We start from the raw sequence: 15,688 nt of genomic DNA on the forward strand, positions 1-15,688 counted from the left end.
TCCGGGTGGGAGAGCACCCGGCGGCCATGATCCAGATAGCCCTTGAGCTCCATGAAGCGGATCGCACACAGGCGGTTGAACCAGCTGTAGGCGGCCTGCTCCATGGCCTGCTCGAAGCCCAGCTGGGTCACCCACTTGGCCAGCGCCTCGCGCGGGCCACGCAGGGCCTTGGGGAAGCTGTGGGTCTGGCCATCCAGGGCACTGATCAGCATCACGTCGCCACGCACCTCGGCGGGCGCCACGTGGCCCTTGGTGATGCCGTAGCGGGCGGCCTGGCGGGTCATGGTCTCGATTAAGCGGGTACGCGCCTTGGGGGCGTACTTCTTGATGTTCCCTGTGTTCATGCTGGATTCCTGATCGCGCGGGTTGCCGAGGGGTTGGCAAATGAGGCATGGCGGCCCCGTGCTCTGAGAGGCGGGGCTGCTCGGTATAGCGTCGGTTTAGCGGATGCGGATGCGCTTGTTGGCCTGGATGGCGTCGTCGAGCTCGCGCTTGAGGGCGTCGAGGAAGGCATCGACCTCCTGCTGGCTCTCCAGGTAGACCCCTTCATGGGTGCGGCTGAGCACCTGGCTGACGCTGACGTTGGCCACCGGCTTGGGTGCGGCGACTCGGGTGGGCGCGGGTTCACGCACTTCATCGGGCGGTGTGCCGGTATCACCGCTGCCGCCGCCCTGGGTTGAGTCACCCTCGCCGTCTGGCGTGGCATCGCGGTCCGGCTTGCCGCCGTTATCCGCCTTCTGGCGGGCGATGCGCTGGCGTTCGGCCTCGGCTTCCTGCTCGCGGTGGAGCTCGTCGAGGCTCTCCTGCTCGCGGTCATTGGCGGTATCACCCTGCAGCAGGTAGATCTGGGCGATGCTGGCCGCGCTTTCGATGTCCTGCTTGAGCAGCTGCAGGGGGCGCAGCAGGCGGTTGCTGAGCTCCGGGGTGCCGATGCCGCTCTTGACGATCTCGGCGCTGACGTTGGCGATACGCTGGTCGATCCGGCCGATGGCATGCTCGCGCTTCTGCTCCAGCAGCTGGGTGTTGGTCTCATCGACGGTCTGGATCAACCCGGAGACCTTCTGCAGCATGCCGTAGGGCGCCTCGGAGGCGTAGATGCGGTCCAGCTCGGCCAGCGCCGCCTTCGCCTCGGGCTCCTTCTCCAGCGCCGGGCGGTTGGGTTGGAAGCGGGTCAGCGCCTGGTCGAGCTGCTTCCAGGTGGTGAGCTGCTTGGTGAAGAACTCGTGGAGGTCGCGGTACTCCTCTTCGAGATCGAGGAGATCCTCCTGCTGGTCGGCCACCGCCTTGAAGAAGTCAAAGCTGTCGTCGATGCGTAGCAGCCGTTCGACCTCCTTGAGGGTGCTGTCGATGGCCGCACGGCCCGGGAAGCGGCCCACCTCGGTCTTGCTGCGGTAGGCCTCCAGGTCTTTCTTCCAGGTGCTGAACTGATCGACGTAGAAGCCGTAGAGCTCGGTCTCGCTGGAGGGCCCGAGCTTGGTGAAGAGATCCTTGGTGAGGTTGCGCACCTGGCGCAGCACGGCATCATCGGTCTGGCGCTTCTTCTGGATGCGCACCTCGCTGCGCCGCCGGCTGTTGTTGAGTAGCTCGAAGGCCTCCTTGCCGGGCAGTGCCGGGCCGGCGGTGTGGAAGGTGAGCCTTCCAGCGGCATACAGCCGCCCAAGAATCAGCAGGGTCTCCTCCACCGGCCAGCCGAAGGGGCGGTTGTTGAAGCGCTCCAGCAGCGGGTTGAGGGGTACCGGCTCGCCGCCGTGCAGACCGATGTACTGCTCCACCTCGCGCACCGCCTGAGGGTTGCCTTCCTCGCCGTCGAGCTCGATGGCCTGCTGACCGATATCGTCGGCGGTCATCACGGCGACCAGCTCGCGCATGGGGTCGGGGGTGAGTAACTGCAGGTAACCGAGTTTGCTGTAGGTGTTCTCCAGCAGGTACTGGCAGGCGTCGTCGAGGCGGGTGTTCAGGCTGCTACGGTTGATATCGAGCTTCTGGCCCAGGGCGTAGACGTCGGCCTCCAGCAGCATGTCCTCCAGGCGTACCAGCAGGTGCTTGCGGCGCTCCTGGTTCTCGCGGCCGCGGTCGGCCAGGATGCGCTCCACGCTGCTGTCGCCGGAGGCGGCATTCAAGCGGATGTACTTCTCGGTCTTGAGGCAGGTTCGCAGGTCGTCGAAGAAGGCCTTGTTGTCGCCCAGGCGGATCAACACCTGGCCCTGGTTCTCGTTGCTGCGGTGGATACAACCGGCCTCGCCGTTCTGGGCGGCGTAGCTTTGGGTGTAATCGATATCCAGCGGCGAGACCACCTCGACGCGCAGCTGGCTCTCGAAGCGGCCGTCGATGGTGTGGCCGTCCAGGTAGCGGCCGATGGTGTAATCGGTCTTGTTGAGCGGGTAGCGGTACTTGTTGCGGTCGCGCAGCCGGTCCTTGTAGATCATCTCGGCCAGCAGCTTGTTCTCGTCGCTGCTGGTGATCTCGGTGGCCTTGATCTTGCGCGTGATGTCACGCTCCTCGTTGGTGAGGAACAGGTACTCCTCGCCGTTGCGGGTGACCAGGCTCTCCTTCTCCAGGCGCAACAGGGTGACCTCCAGGCGCTCGCGGATCGCCAGGCGGTCATCGTCGATGCGAGTGATGGAGAGCGTCACCAGGTTGTCGAGGGTGCCCTTGACCAGGTCCACGTAGCGGATCATGAACAAGGTGCGCAGGATCTCCACGTCGAAGTCATCCAGCGCCGCGTTCTCGCTAGCCTGGTCGATGGTGCGCTTCACCGCGGTATCGAGGAAGCCCTCCACGGCGCGGTAGAAGCTGTGCATCGGCACCAGGGCGCCGACCTCCTGATCGCCCACCGCCTTGGCGGCCATCTGGAAGGCGTCGAGCATGGAGCGCTCGCCGTAGGCCAGGTGGGCACCGGTAGCGCCGACCTTGCGGATCTCCTCGAAGACCTTCTGGACCAGCTGGAAGTGGTACGGCACGAACGGGTAGTTGGCAACGAAGCTCTCCACCCCGTCGACGTTCCTGAGCGTGGGGCCGGAGCGGTCGAAGGTGAGCTGGTTACGCAGCACCGCGCCCTTGGCCTCGAACACCTGGGCCAGCTCGCCGCTGGCCTCCGGGGTCTTGGCCAGCAGGCGCTTGCGGATCACCTCGTCGGAGTTGGAGCTCGACAGCGACAGGCGGGTCTTGAAGCGCCCGGCGATCTTGGAAAAGTCGTTGGCCTTGGCGGCAGTCATCTCGCCGAGCACCGCGTCCATGTCGGCCTGGGAGGTGACCACGATCCAGGCGCGGCCGCCGCAGATGGTGCCGAGGTTCTCGGTCAGCGTCTGCAGGGTCAGCATCAGGCGGGTGTTGCTGCCGATGAACTGGCCCACTTCGTCCACCATGAAGACGATGCGCTGGGTGGGCGATTTCTCGTCGAGGTACTCCTTCACCCAGCGGCAGAAGTTCTCCACCGAGACGCTAAAGCTCTCCTCGGCCTCCTCGAACCACTTGTGGGCCGCCTCGGGCGAAAGATCCAGCGCCTGGCTGATCGCCTGCTCGATGTCGTCCTGATAGAACTGGAAGCCGTCGCGCTCCTCCTCCCAGACCATGCCGCTGGCCTCCTGGAAGGCCGCCTTGAAGCGCTCCAGCACACCGCGTTGGGCCAGGTGGCGCTCCATGTGGGCGATATGCGGGTGATCGCCGCTGAAGCCCTGGTACTCGTTGAACACCCGCAGGAAGACGTTGAGGATCGGGTTGCCGCCGTCGTTGGAGCTCGCCTTGCTGTCGATGTTGAACAGGATGACATCGGCCGGCTGCTGTACCGCCTTGGTGACGTCGGCGCGGATCATCGGATCGTGGAGCTTGTGCTCGTCGAAGAACTCGGCGGCGCGGCGGTGGTTGCCGGCCTCATCCTCGGCCTCGATGTTGACCAAGAGGTACGAGAGCGCCTTGAGGAAGTGCGACTTACCTGAGCCGAAGAAGCCCGAGATCCACACCCCGACCCGGTTGGCGATGGAGGGATCACTGAGCGGCGTGGCGTAGGACTCGAAGAAGGCACGGAAGTGCTTCTCCAGCTCGTTGGTCACCACGTACTCGTCGAGCTCCTGGTAGACCGTCTCGCGGTCCTTCTGGTCGGCCTTCACCACGCCATTGATGGGGCGGTTCAAAGGTTTCTGGAAGAGGTCCTGGATACGCATGTCCGATCGATTCCTTAACGGGCAACGCCTCGCTCCCGTAGTGGGGCAAGGCGGTCAACAAAGGGGGTGCCAGCGCAGCGCGGCTGCCGGCTGGCCTTCAGATCGAGAGTTTCCCGGGGACTGACCGAGCCGGGCGCCCATGGGTCATGGCACGAGAGAAAACGCCCGGTAGTAGTGGTTACTGGCGATCTGGTCGAAGAGGGTCAGGCTCTGGCCGTCATAGCGGCCAGGATAGAAGAGCACCAACGGCTTGTGGCCGAGCCTGCCGTGCAGCGCATTGAGCAAACTGTGGGCACGCATCACCGGCCAGACGCTACCCACGCCTGACAGAAGAATGATATCGGGGTCGTCCGACAGGGCGTGTCGGATAAGGAAGGGGGCGAACTTGTCCATGTGCAGCGGGCCGCGCAGCGCCTTGAGCAGCGCCGCATCGCCCTTGGTCTGCTGCATGGCGATGGCCTTGTCGAGAAAGCCACGCGCATGGAGATAGTCGCGCAGCACGCGCAGCAGGTTGACGTGGTCGACCGTCAGCTCGCTGTGCTGACGGGACAGTACCCCTTCCAGGAAGGTGAGGTACTCACGAACCTGCAGCTCGTGCTCGGGGGGATAATCGAAGATCCAGAAGCCGATCTCGTTGCCCAGGCCCTGGCCGGAGAGGAAAGCCGGGCTGGTGATCTTCTCGGCAATCTGGTTGAGGCGATCCTTCAGGTGAGGATCTTCGCGGTGGGACGGCCCCTGCGTGAGCGGTGACATACGGCTCTCATCCTTGCGTCCGGTGTCGTTCTTTTCGTTATGATTGAGCGTCTTATAATGCTTGATGCCGCGGCCTGCAGTGGATAGCGGGCTTTTGGGCACGCTACCGCCAGCCCGGGTCCATGGCGTTCAGCGCGGTCCCAGGGCACTCAGGCAGTCCAGCAGCCGAATCAGGTGGTGCCTTTCCAGCAGGGTCACTACCTCGGGCCGCAGCATCAGCGGTCGTAGCCGGCGGCTACGCGCACTCTCTATCAAGCCTACTTCGGATAGCATGCGAAAGGCCACCTGACCCATCTTTCGTCTAGAGGAGGCGGTCCAGCCGTTGATGGCCGGATCGCGGTAGGCACGATCGGCGAGGAAGTCGTCCCACTGGTACGGCTCAAGGCGCTCGGCCTGGGTCACGAAGGCATCGGCCACCACCGTCTCCAGAAACTCCACCAAAAGCAGGTTGCGGGCCAGGGCCGCGCAGAACGCCACCTGGGTGGCCAGCTGGTCATCGCCATCATGCAGCACCTGCCAGAACGCCTCAGGAAGTCGCTCAAGGCGCTTGCGAATTGCCTGGGCCATGCGCCTGGCCGTGGCCGGCCGCGCCTTCTGGAGGCGATTCTCGTCGATGATGGCCGCCTTCCAGGCCGCGTCATCGACGCCGGCCAGCAACAGCTCCGCCACGATGCGGCTTTCGCGGACCATGAGCGAGCCGCCGATGAGGTCGGAGTTGTAGTGGAAGGTGGGGGAGGGGAGCATGGCAGTAATGAAAGCACAGTAGTCTATTGAGAGGAATATGGTGGGGGTGTTGGTGCGTAGGTGCAACACCTTCTCTTTTGCGTATACCTGAGGACTTAATTGCAGACTGGCTTTCTAACATTTCTGAGAAAGCGGCATTTCTCAGTGTACTGCTAAAAAAGTAAAGCCTAATATGCTATGTATTGCAATATATAGCACTCAGGGCTTTCTAAGAATTTAAAAGTTTTTCTTGCGATATCAAAATTTATGATTAATTCTATTGGTGGAGCTTTTATTTCGTCGGCCAGTTAAATTAGAAAATCTGGGGTCAAATTTATGGCTTACCTTAGAACAACGAGCAAGGCTCAGGTGGGAGGGTTGGAGAGGATCAAAGGATTTCCTTTGATCCTTACGGAAGACTACAGAGTAAACTGGTTAGCCCTTCATTTTATTTTTTACCTTTTCAAAAGAAGTTCTGTTAGTTCGGTAAAAACATATGCTGTCCATTTGACAGATTTTTATAGCCAGCTTGAAGTTGGCAACTTAGATGTGTTTGATGTGGATGATGATTGGTTGTCAGCCTATAAAAAATATTTGGTCCATAGAGATGGCTCAGGGCCTGAGAATACCCAAAATTATGCTAGCCAAGTAATTAGAACAGTGGTTATTTATTGTGCCTGGCTTACGAAGCAGGGGTTCAGTGACACACTGTGTGGCGAAGGGTGTAACTATAGAGTGAAAATCAATGAAGGGAGAAAAGGGGGTGTGAAACACTTCCTTATAAAAAATGAAAATAGCGATGTGAGATCTATATCGGCACCTTGGAGTCAGTGGATAGAAACTATAAAAATATATGGGCCGAAGAGAGAGGATTTGGCTAGAAGATTCGAGCTGATGATCGACTGGGGCCGCCTTGCAGGTCTTAGGGCTCATGAAATATGCCACTTAAAGATTTGGCAGTTGCCGGATAAAAAATCGGCATTTAAGTCTTTAGAAAATAAAAGAAAAATAAAAATAAAGTTATTTGTTACTAAGGGCGGTGAAGATGGTAGCGTTTATGTGCCGCCACTGCTTGTAACTAAAACTTGGGAATATGTAGATATTTATAGAAGGGATGTAATAAGGAGGCATAAAAAGATAAAGAAAAGCAAGCGAGAGGCCTATCTGGAGCCTGAATATATCTTTTTATCAAATGCGACTGGAAAGCATGTTACTCCCAAGGGGCTTTCAAATGCAGTGAGGAAAGCCTTCCTAGCAGCAGTAGAAAATGAAAAGTTGACAGCTGATGAGAGGGTATGGCTTCACGGGCTTAGACACAACTTTATAAGCCTTGGCTTCAAAGTTGCTGATGAGTTGAAGGTAAGAAATCCTGAAAACTATGTCCGGCAGTCATCGAGACATAAATCAGTGGACTCGTTAACTGGCTATTCATCTGGCCGGCATGATGAGGGTTTTAGTTGATGGCTAAGCTGTCCAGAAAGAAGATAGAAGTAAAAAGATCAGCGGACATTCTTGAAGTCGCTCCTTGGAATGATTGGTGTGTGGAGGTCGAGTCTGGAAGCTCTCTAGATGTATCCTTCCTCTACAATGTAGCAGGAGGTCGTTTAATTCAGCAGCAGCTTGCATTGTTGTTGAGAGGACAAAGGAGCAAGAGAGCTGTCGGCAATAGTGTGATTAGGTTTTTGCGATTTGTAGAGAGCGAAGGCAGTGGAATAAGTGCGCATAGCCTCTTGGGTTATAAAAAACATATCGATAGAAACTTGGATGTGAACGTCAATACGAAAACACAATTGTATTCAGCTGCTGCCGGGTTCGTCAAACGGTTGATGGCTGCTAATGTCATTGCACATGAAGTCATACCTAAAAACTTCAAAAGAGTGAAGCGTAAAGCATCTCCGAGTATTTTTGAGCTATCTGCCATCGAGATGGAGCAATTTGCGAAAGAGAAAGAACAAGAAATTGAGAGGCTCCAGAAGGAAATGGGGGTAGGTAAAGAGGGGGCTGTCATCATTAAATATGGTAATGAAGTTTTGTCTGCATTTCATGATGGTTCCCTAAAAAGAATTCGGGAGTGGGAGGAGGACTGCGAAAAAATTGAAGAAATATTAAGGGAATATGGTGCAGAAGATATCGCTATGCTTGGAAGAATAAGTGATTTTCGCGAGCGCCACGGTGATTGGCAAAGTGATTTAGTGCCGCAAAGAACTTTTAATGTCGCTATAGGTGTTTTATATGCGCGGTTTAACAGGTTGCTCCCTACATCTCTAGAATGGCCCCCTGGAGTTAGTGACTTTCTTAAGTCTAGGGGGTGGGGTCCAGCTAGGCTGGCTGCAGCATTTTTCAATAACATAAGAAATTTAAAGTATTTTTTAGTCGCGGCGCTTACTCACAAAGGTCTTTTGCCGAATGTAGATAGTGTTGCATTCTATTCCTACATAGACTCCTTTTCAAAAGGGAATGAGCTAGGAGGTGTAAGTGTCTTTCTGGGTAAAAAAAGGGGGCGAGCTGTAAATGCCACTTTGTCGGCTAAAGACCCGCTATGCAAGGCTTTTATGAACCTGCAAAAAAGACAAAAAAGGTTACTTTCTGAGGTTTCTGGTGGTGCCAGCTGGTTGAGAAAAGAGCGTTGTGAGCTGTTTGTGATTTATTGTGGAGAGAGAGGTGGTGATTACCGCTTGAAGCTGGTAGATCCAAGCTCAACTGTAAATATGGTTAGGTATGCAGCTCGAGATCTTTCAGAAGATTATCCAATCTTGAAGTCTTTGGTAAAAAAGATAACGGGTAAATCTTTTAGGCCTACTATTGTGGCAATGGATGTGGCTGAAGGTTTGCCTCTTTCAAAAGTAAGGGAAAAGCTGCATCATGCAGATTTTTCTACAACAGCTGGTTATGCGTTGCGAGTTGAGACACAGTCATCCCTTGAGATAAAGCTTAGGCAATTTCAAGAATATCTTTTGAGTTCTAGTAGGGAGGGAGAAAGAAGAACAGGCACGGGCTACCTTTGCGGTATTGAAAGTGAAGAGGCTGTTACTTGTAAGGGTGTCGACATGTGTTTTAACTGTGAGGCTAAGCGTATAATCTTGAAAGATACTCGGTCTCTATCTGAGTGGTTGGCATGGGTTGGTAAGATAAAAAAGAGTGCTGAAAGATTGAAGTATAACAATCCTGAAAGATGGAGTGGATATTGGGAGGTGAGGCTTGCAGAGTATGAGTCCCTGATTTCTTTGTGTACGCGTTCAGAGGTTGAAGAAGCCAATAGCTTAGCGCTTGAAATCGAGCAACATCTCCCATTTTTGGACTGAACTATGGAACAAATAAAAACCCTAACCTTTGGAAGTCTGTTGCAAGGAATAACAAGCCTTGATAAGGAGGGGGAAATATGGTGGCTAGATGCTGACTCCACGCCTGATAAGTGGAGGCTTAAGCAAATGGTCCCCGGATCATCCTCCTCTTACTTCACAGTAAACTGGCCTCCAGTCAGTAGAGACATAACACCTGCTTCGGCTCATAGGTGGAAATGGTGGCAGGGGTATTCGCAAAGGTTAGCATGTTCCATAATGGAGTCAGATAAGACCGATGTTAGTAAGACATCTACTCTTTCTATTTACTGTCGAGAAGTTAGAGCGATCGCAGAGTGGTTTTGTTTTTCATGTGGGCTAAGCAGTGTGCAGGAGGTGAATAGAAAGCATATTGATGCATATGAACAATATCTTAGCAATGCAGGCCTTGCTGTTAATACTGTTTCTTTAAAGTTGTCAGTCCTTTCTTATATGTTTACGTTGAGCAGAGAGGTTGGAGACGGACTAGTGTTTTCACCTTATATGAATGATATCACTGGGGTGGCAAAAAAGATAGGAAGGAAGGGGCAGCATACAAAAACAATTTTCCCTAAGCATTTTCTCGGCCTAATAGATTTTGCTTTGGAGAAGGTTGCAGATTCAGAACGAGTGATTGATTTACTTGGAGGGTACTTGGCTGTTGGTGAAAATGTTAGCAGGCGAATTAGGGGCCGAAAGGTTGAGGCGCAACTTGGGGTAAGTGTTGCCCAGTTGAAGAAAGAGGTCAGGTTGTTGTACTGCTCTGCTATTCTGGTGATTATGGCTCTTACGGCAATGCGCAAACATGAAGCATCTAGTATAAGCTATGATGACGCTATAGCATCAATATCTTCAGAGGGTTATATATCTGGGGTTGTACATAAAACTGCGGGCACGCAGACAGGCCAGAGAACGTCTCGTCCAGTGCCTAAGGAGGTGATAAACTCTCTGTCTATAATTGTTGAATTAACAAATAAAACTCGTGCTGTCTCAAGTAATTCTGATAGGTTGTTGCTGGATCTTCCTTTTGGCTATGGCATAAGAAAGGGTGAAAAGCACGATGATACTATCAGCACAAATAAACTATATAAATTATTTGACTTTTTTTCAGAAGAGGCTGGCTTTGATTGCAAGCTTAGACCCCATATGATGAGAAGAGCATTTTCTATGATGTGGAGCTGGCGGTTTGATGTTGGGGACCTTGAATATTTATCGAGTATTTTGTACCACAACGATTACCGCTATACAAAATCTTATGTTGACGATGAGGATGTGGAGGAGTTTCTCGATAGTGGAGTTAGGGAGTATACGCATGATTACCTTGAGCGAGTTTTAGTAGGAGATGTTTCGGTTGTGGGAGGAATTAATAGTACGTTGAGAAAATATAAAAGAATTTTTCATGCTAAATTTCATTTAATCTCTCCTGATAGGGTTTCTGATTTTGTAGATAGTGTTGTCGCGAGACACAAATATCGTGTTATTCCTAATGCAGATGGTTACTGTTTCATCAATCCTGGAAGAGGCTCGAGAGCGAAGTGTTCAAGTAATGGGCGTAAAGAAGACTATTCAAACAGGAGTGAAGTTACTTGTGCATCATGTCCTAATTTCGGTGTTGATAGTACGCGTAGGGAATATTGGATGCGCCGAAGAGATGCGCATATTAAAGTTATGAGCTATCACGAGCATGAGAAAGGGTTAATGTATGAGGCGGCTTCAGAAGGGGCTAAGAGAGCTGAAGGTATTGTTCGCCTGATCGATAGGGAGGGTGGAGAGTGAACAAAAGCAGTGAGATATTTTGCGATGCTATTAGGCGGTCAATAAAAAAACTTGAGGATGAAAGGGTTTCAATTACCCAAAAGGCGGTTATTGACAATGCATCATTTGATAATGGCCGGAATGTTGGGAAGTCTACGCTATATCGTAAGGATCCTGTAACAAAAGAGCATTTTTACAAAGACCTGCTTGTGGAGATTGATGATGCAGCATCAAGGCAGAGAAAGTCTAGAGGCAGGCCTACTAAAAAAGAAACTCTAGTGGAGTTGAAGGAAAAAATCAGGGAGTTGAAGATAGAGAATCAGGCTCTTGTTGATCAGGTGGTGACACAGGAGTCGGAGTTGATAAAGTTAAAGTCGTTTAAAGGTGTAGGTGAAAAAGTTGCTCAAGCAAAGGATGACGATATTTACATGCTCGCAAAAACTCTTTTAGAAAAATCTCCTGGTTCCCATGAAGTGCTGGACTCTATCGTACGGAGGTATGAAATAGCCCACAGGGGAACTGAGCGACTCGAAGAGATGCAATCTGCGGCCGGAAAGTTATGCCAGGACCTGTTGGGGGTTACGGTTTCGCTACCGGGCATGAGAAAATAAAGGAAGCCAGCGTTCCGTGTAGTCACTAGGCTGTGCTATGCTGGAAAAAACCATTCAAATACAGAACCTTGGAGGCTATATATATGGCAAGAGGAGTGAATAAAGTCATCCTCATCGGCAATCTGGGACAGGATCCCGAGGTTCGCTTTACCCCTTCCGGCACCGCCGTCGCCAACCTCAACCTGGCGACGACCGATACCTGGATGGACCGCCAGAGCGGCCAGCGCCAGGAGCGTACCGAGTGGCATCGCCTGGTGCTCTTCAACAAGACCGCCGAAATTGCACAGCAGTACCTCAAGAAGGGCAGCAAGATCTACGTCGAGGGCCGTCTGCAGACCCGCAAGTGGCAGGGGCAGGATGGCCAGGATCGTTATACGACCGAGATCGTGGTCAACGACATGCAGATGCTCGATGGCCGCCCCGGTGGTGGCGACTTCCAGGGTGGCGGCTACGGCGGAGGCCAGCAGCAGGGCGGCTACGGCGGTCAGCCGCAACAGCAGGCTGGCTATGGCGCTCAGCCGCAGCAGGGTGGTGCCCCCCAGCAGGGTGGCTATGGTACCCAGCCTCAGCAGGGCGGTGCGCCTCAGCAAGGCGGTGCCCCCCAGCAGGGCGGCGGGTTCGGCGGCGGAGCGCCTCAGCGTCCCCCGCAGCAGCCTCCCCAGCGTCCCGCCCAGGGTGGTCAGCCGGGTGGCGGCCAGCAGCAGGGCGGCAACTTCGGCGCGCCGGATCCGGGCAGCTTCGACGACTTCGACGACGAAATTCCGTTCTAATTCGGCGGTCCTCTGACGCCATGCCGAGGGAGGTACGCGAGTGAATCTGCTGGTACTGGATGCTGGCCATTGCCTGAGCCTGGCCCTGGTCCGGGAGGCCAGCCGCCGTTCGGACACCGAGCTCACCGTCGAGGAGAGCCTGACCCTGGACCCCGCCTGGTTGGCGGAGGTGGCGCCGGCGGCGTTGGTGATTCCACCCCTGTCGCGGCCGATCATTGCCGCGCCGGCGGAGGTGACGGCCCATGCGGAAGCGGTCGAACATTGCCTGGAGGTGTGTCGCCAGGCGGATATCCCGCTGGTGTGGTGTGTCTCCGACCAGCTCTACGAGGATGGCTTCGCCGAGCCCATCGATGAGCATGTCATTCCGCGCCCGCGAGACGAGAGCCTGCGTCGCCTGGTGGTGACCGGAGATCGTATCCGTGCCGAGCATCCTCGGCACCTGATCGTGCGGTTGGGCCCACTGTTCGCCCTCGAGGGCAGCCATGCCTGGCTCAACGAGTTGATCGATACCCTGGTCGATGCCGGGGAGGTGCGTGGGGAAGTGGATGTGACCTGCTGCCCCACCTCGGCAGATGCGGTGGCCATGGCGCTTGTCGGCATGCTGCAGCAGCAGCAATGCGGTGCCGGCGCCTGGGGAAGCTACCACCTGGCGGGTACCGAGCCGGTAAGCGTCTACACCTTCGTCTCGGTGGTACGCACCCAGCTGGCCACTCGCCTGGAAGGGCGTGGCGACCGGCGTGAGCTGGGGCCACTGCGGGCCCTGCATCATCATCACGATCACCCCTTGCGTCGGGTGCTCAACTGCCGACGGGTGCTGGATGTCTTCGGCGTGCACCAGAAGCCCTGGCGCCTGGAGCTGAGCAAGATGCTCGATGCCTGGTGTCGAGCCAATGCACCGGAGTGTGGCGAGGAGGAGGGCGCATCATGAGGGTGTTGCGCAGCCTGATCTTCTACCTGGGCTACTTTATCGCCATGCTGGTGTGCGGCGTGCTGTTCCTGCCGCCGGCCCCCTTTCTGCCGCTGGCCTCGCGCTATCGCCTGCTCAACCTCTATAACCACTTCATCATCAGCTGGTTTCGGTGGGTCGTCGGCGTACATTACGACTTTCGCGGACGAGAGAATGTGCCCGAGGGGGCCTGCGTGATCCTGGCCAATCACCAGTCCGAGTGGGAGACCGTGTACCTGCAGCTGCTGCATCCACCGGTGTGTACGGTGCTCAAGAAGGAGCTCTTGAACCTGCCGATCTTCGGCTGGGGGCTTCGGCTGCTGCATCCCATTGCCCTGGATCGCTCGCGTCCCTCCCGAGCCATCAAGCAGGTGCTTACCCAGGGCAAGCAGCGCCTGGAAGAGGGGCTATCGGTGCTGATCTTCCCCGAAGGCACCCGGGTTGCTCCGGGTAGCCGCAAGCGTTACAACAAGAGCGGTACGGTGATTGCCTGTCGTGCCGGCGTGCCGGTGGTGCCGGTGGCCCATAATGCCGGCGAGTGCTGGCCGGGGCGCCACTGGGTCAAGAAGCCTGGGCGGCTGACGCTGGTGGTGGGCGAGCCGATCGAGACCGCCGGACGCACCCCGGAAGACGTGCTCGCCGAGACAGAGGCCTGGATCGAGGCTCGGCTGGCCGAGATATCCGAGGTGGCGCGGCCGCGCGACGGGGAGGCCGAAGGGCCACGCCAGGAGACGGCGGCGAACTGAGCCGTCGCGAAGGCTCATGGTGTCGGGTCACGGATACGAGAGAGGCGCCCCGCGGGGCGCCTCTCTCGTTACGTCGCGGGGACCGCGCGCCGGGTCAGTCCTGGAACTTCTCCAGCACCAGGCAGGCGTTGGTACCGCCGAAGCCGAAGCTGTTGGAGAGCACACGATCTACGCTTACCCCGTCGCGGGGCTGAGTCACGATATCGAAGCCGTCGGCCTGCTCATCGAGGGTATCGATGTTGGCCGAGGGAGCGATAAAATCGTTCTCCATCATCAGCAGCGAGTAGACCGCTTCCTGCACGCCGGTGGCGCCGAGGGAGTGGCCGGTCAACGACTTGGTGGAGCCGATCGCCGGGGTGTTATCACCGAAGACCTCACGAATGGCGCGAAGCTCGGAAATATCCCCTACCGGCGTCGAGGTGCCGTGGGTATTGATGTAGTCGATCTTGCCGTCGGTGGTGGCCATGGCCTGGCGCATGCAGCGCACCGCGCCCTCACCGGAAGGGGCGACCATGTCGTGACCGTCGGAGGTGGCCGCGTAGCCGGTTACCTCGGCATAGATCCTGGCCCCACGGGCACGCGCATGCTCGAGTTCCTCGAGCACCAGCATGCCGCCACCGCCGGCGATGACGAAGCCATCCCGAGCCTGGTCATAGGGACGCGATGCCTGGGTCGGCGTGTCGTTATACTGGGTGGAGAGGGCGCCCATGGCATCGAACAGGCAGGACAGCGTCCAGTGTTCCTCCTCGCCGCCGCCGGCGAAGACCACGTCCTGCTTGCCCATCTGGATCTGCTCCACGGCGTTGCCGATGCAGTGCACCGAGGTGGCGCAGGCAGAGGAGATGGAGTAGTTAACGCCCTTGATCCTGAAGGGGGTCGCCAGGCATGCCGAGACGGTGCTGCCCATGGTGCGGGTGACCCGGTAGGGCCCCACGCGACGCAGGCCCTTCTCGCGCAGGACATCGGCGGCTTCCACCTGGTTGGCGCTGGAGGCGCCACCGGAGCCGGCGATCAGGCCGGTACGGTCGTTGGATACCTGCTCCGGCGTCAGGCCCGAGTCTTCGATGGCCTGGGCCATGCTGACATAGGCGTAGGCCGCGGCATCGCCCATGAAACGACGCTGCTTGCGGTCGATCAGGGCATCTAGATCGATATCGACTACGCCAGCCACATGGCTGCGGAAGCCGCGCTCGGCGTACTCTTCCTTGAAGCGAATGCCGGAGCGCCCTTCCTTGAGCGCCTCTAGAACCTGCTGTTGGTCGTTGCCCAGGCAGGAGACGATGCCCAGGCCGGTGACTACCACTCGTCGCATGGAAGCCTCCTGATCAGAAGTTCGCGGTGGAGGTGAATAGGCCGACGCGCAGGTCGTTGGCCTGGTAGATGTCCCGGCCGTCGACGGAAACGGTACCGTCGGCCATGCCAAGTATCAGACGCCGAGTGATGATGCGCTTGATATTGATCCGATAGGTGACTCTCTGGGCATCGGGCAGAATCTGACCGGTAAACTTTACCTCGCCACAGCCCAGGGCGCGACCCCGGCCGGGGTGGCCGAGCCAACCCAGGTAGAAGCCTACCAGCTGCCACATGGCATCCAGGCCCAGGCAGCCGGGCATGACCGGGTCGCCGGGGAAGTGGCAGTCGAAGAACCACTGGTCGGGATGGATATCGAGCTCGGCAATCAGTTCGCCCTTGCCGTGTTCACCACCACCTTCGGTAATGGAGGTGATACGGTCGAGCATCAGCATGTTGGGGGCCGGCAGCTGGGCGTTCCCGGGGCCGAAGAGCTCGCCACGCGAGCAGGCCAGCAATTCGTCGCGGTTAAAGGAGTGTTGCTTGGTCACAGAGTCATTCCGAGAGTCGAATGTTATTAGGGGCGTAGTCTACTGCTCGTGAAAGGTGAATGCACG

General features: G+C 56.5%; 13 protein-coding genes. 7 read left to right on the forward strand and 6 right to left on the reverse strand.

Features of this window, described 5'->3' with window-relative positions; translation table 11 throughout:
- The 4 genes from Q358_RS16980 to Q358_RS0108955 all read right to left on the reverse strand — a co-directional run.
- Positions 1 to 344, reverse strand: a 344-nt coding sequence (locus Q358_RS16980; protein ID WP_043487982.1) for a hypothetical protein, incomplete at its 3' end; no start/stop codon positions are given.
- Positions 345 to 440: 96 nt separating this feature from the next.
- The gene (gene brxC / locus Q358_RS0108945; RefSeq protein ID WP_027961732.1) at positions 441 to 4,160 is read right to left on the reverse strand and encodes a BREX system P-loop protein BrxC; all 3,720 of its coding nucleotides are present in this window, start codon (positions 4,158 to 4,160) and stop codon (positions 441 to 443) included.
- Between the two features lie 144 nt (positions 4,161 to 4,304).
- The gene (locus tag Q358_RS0108950) at positions 4,305 to 4,913 is read right to left on the reverse strand and encodes a DUF1788 domain-containing protein (protein ID WP_051530274.1); all 609 of its coding nucleotides are present in this window, start codon (positions 4,911 to 4,913) and stop codon (positions 4,305 to 4,307) included.
- Between the two features lie 129 nt (positions 4,914 to 5,042).
- Positions 5,043 to 5,723 (reverse strand): DUF1819 family protein, encoded by a 681-nt coding sequence (locus Q358_RS0108955; protein ID WP_245598300.1) that lies wholly within the window; start codon positions 5,721 to 5,723, stop codon positions 5,043 to 5,045.
- A 249-nt stretch (positions 5,724 to 5,972) separates the two neighbouring features.
- On the opposite strand from Q358_RS0108955, the gene Q358_RS18550 reads away from it, so the two are divergent.
- From Q358_RS18550 to Q358_RS16985, 7 genes are all read left to right on the forward strand, one after another.
- On the forward strand, positions 5,973 to 7,097 hold the full coding sequence (locus tag Q358_RS18550; protein WP_156940876.1) for a site-specific integrase: 1,125 nt from the start codon (positions 5,973 to 5,975) through the stop codon (positions 7,095 to 7,097).
- Positions 7,097 to 8,938 carry a hypothetical protein gene (locus Q358_RS18555; protein WP_146132005.1) on the forward strand — a complete coding sequence of 614 codons (1,842 nt, stop codon included), beginning with the start codon at positions 7,097 to 7,099 and terminating at the stop codon, positions 8,936 to 8,938. The genes Q358_RS18550 and Q358_RS18555 overlap by 1 nt, the downstream gene beginning before the upstream one ends.
- 3 nt (positions 8,939 to 8,941) lie before the next feature.
- Positions 8,942 to 10,729 carry a tyrosine-type recombinase/integrase gene (locus Q358_RS18180; protein ID WP_084286497.1) on the forward strand — a complete coding sequence of 596 codons (1,788 nt, stop codon included), beginning with the start codon at positions 8,942 to 8,944 and terminating at the stop codon, positions 10,727 to 10,729.
- The gene (locus Q358_RS18560) at positions 10,726 to 11,319 is read left to right on the forward strand and encodes a hypothetical protein (protein WP_146132006.1); all 594 of its coding nucleotides are present in this window, start codon (positions 10,726 to 10,728) and stop codon (positions 11,317 to 11,319) included. Before Q358_RS18180 ends, Q358_RS18560 begins: the two co-directional genes overlap by 4 nt.
- A gap of 83 nt (positions 11,320 to 11,402) precedes the next feature.
- Positions 11,403 to 12,089 carry a single-stranded DNA-binding protein gene (gene ssb / locus Q358_RS0108970; protein ID WP_027961736.1) on the forward strand — a complete coding sequence of 229 codons (687 nt, stop codon included), beginning with the start codon at positions 11,403 to 11,405 and terminating at the stop codon, positions 12,087 to 12,089.
- A gap of 40 nt (positions 12,090 to 12,129) precedes the next feature.
- The gene (locus Q358_RS0108975) at positions 12,130 to 13,017 is read left to right on the forward strand and encodes a sugar nucleotide-binding protein (protein WP_027961737.1); all 888 of its coding nucleotides are present in this window, start codon (positions 12,130 to 12,132) and stop codon (positions 13,015 to 13,017) included.
- On the forward strand, positions 13,014 to 13,781 hold the full coding sequence (locus Q358_RS16985) for a lysophospholipid acyltransferase family protein (protein ID WP_211248323.1): 768 nt from the start codon (positions 13,014 to 13,016) through the stop codon (positions 13,779 to 13,781). The genes Q358_RS0108975 and Q358_RS16985 overlap by 4 nt, the downstream gene beginning before the upstream one ends.
- Positions 13,782 to 13,875: 94 nt before the next feature.
- Here Q358_RS16985 and fabB read toward each other — a convergent pair whose 3' ends face one another.
- Positions 13,876 to 15,093: a beta-ketoacyl-ACP synthase I gene (gene fabB, locus Q358_RS0108985; RefSeq protein WP_027961738.1), complete on the reverse strand. Its 1,218-nt coding sequence runs from the start codon at positions 15,091 to 15,093 to the stop codon at positions 13,876 to 13,878.
- 13 nt (positions 15,094 to 15,106) lie between these two features.
- Entirely contained in the window at positions 15,107 to 15,622 is a 516-nt protein-coding gene (fabA, locus tag Q358_RS0108990) for a 3-hydroxyacyl-[acyl-carrier-protein] dehydratase FabA (RefSeq protein WP_027961739.1), read from the reverse strand.
- Positions 15,623 to 15,688 lie beyond the last annotated feature (66 nt).

It is taken from the genome of Halomonas halodenitrificans DSM 735 (assembly GCF_000620045.1).
Taxonomy (GTDB): domain Bacteria; phylum Pseudomonadota; class Gammaproteobacteria; order Pseudomonadales; family Halomonadaceae; genus Halomonas; species Halomonas halodenitrificans.

Bases quoted from the DNA above. Each gene is read 5' to 3' on its own strand.
- brxC (WP_027961732.1), bottom strand. From the start codon at position 4,160: ATGCGTATCCAGGACCTCTTCCAGAAACCTTTGAACCGCCCCATCAAT.
- Q358_RS0108950 (WP_051530274.1), bottom strand. From the start codon at position 4,913: ATGTCACCGCTCACGCAGGGGCCGTCCCACCGCGAAGATCCTCACCTG.
- Q358_RS18550 (WP_156940876.1), top strand. From the start codon at position 5,973: ATGGCTTACCTTAGAACAACGAGCAAGGCTCAGGTGGGAGGGTTGGAG.
- Q358_RS18555 (WP_146132005.1), top strand. From the start codon at position 7,097: ATGGCTAAGCTGTCCAGAAAGAAGATAGAAGTAAAAAGATCAGCGGAC.
- Q358_RS18180 (WP_084286497.1), top strand. From the start codon at position 8,942: ATGGAACAAATAAAAACCCTAACCTTTGGAAGTCTGTTGCAAGGAATA.
- ssb (WP_027961736.1), top strand. From the start codon at position 11,403: ATGGCAAGAGGAGTGAATAAAGTCATCCTCATCGGCAATCTGGGACAG.
- Q358_RS16985 (WP_211248323.1), top strand. From the start codon at position 13,014: ATGAGGGTGTTGCGCAGCCTGATCTTCTACCTGGGCTACTTTATCGCC.
- fabB (WP_027961738.1), bottom strand. From the start codon at position 15,093: ATGCGACGAGTGGTAGTCACCGGCCTGGGCATCGTCTCCTGCCTGGGC.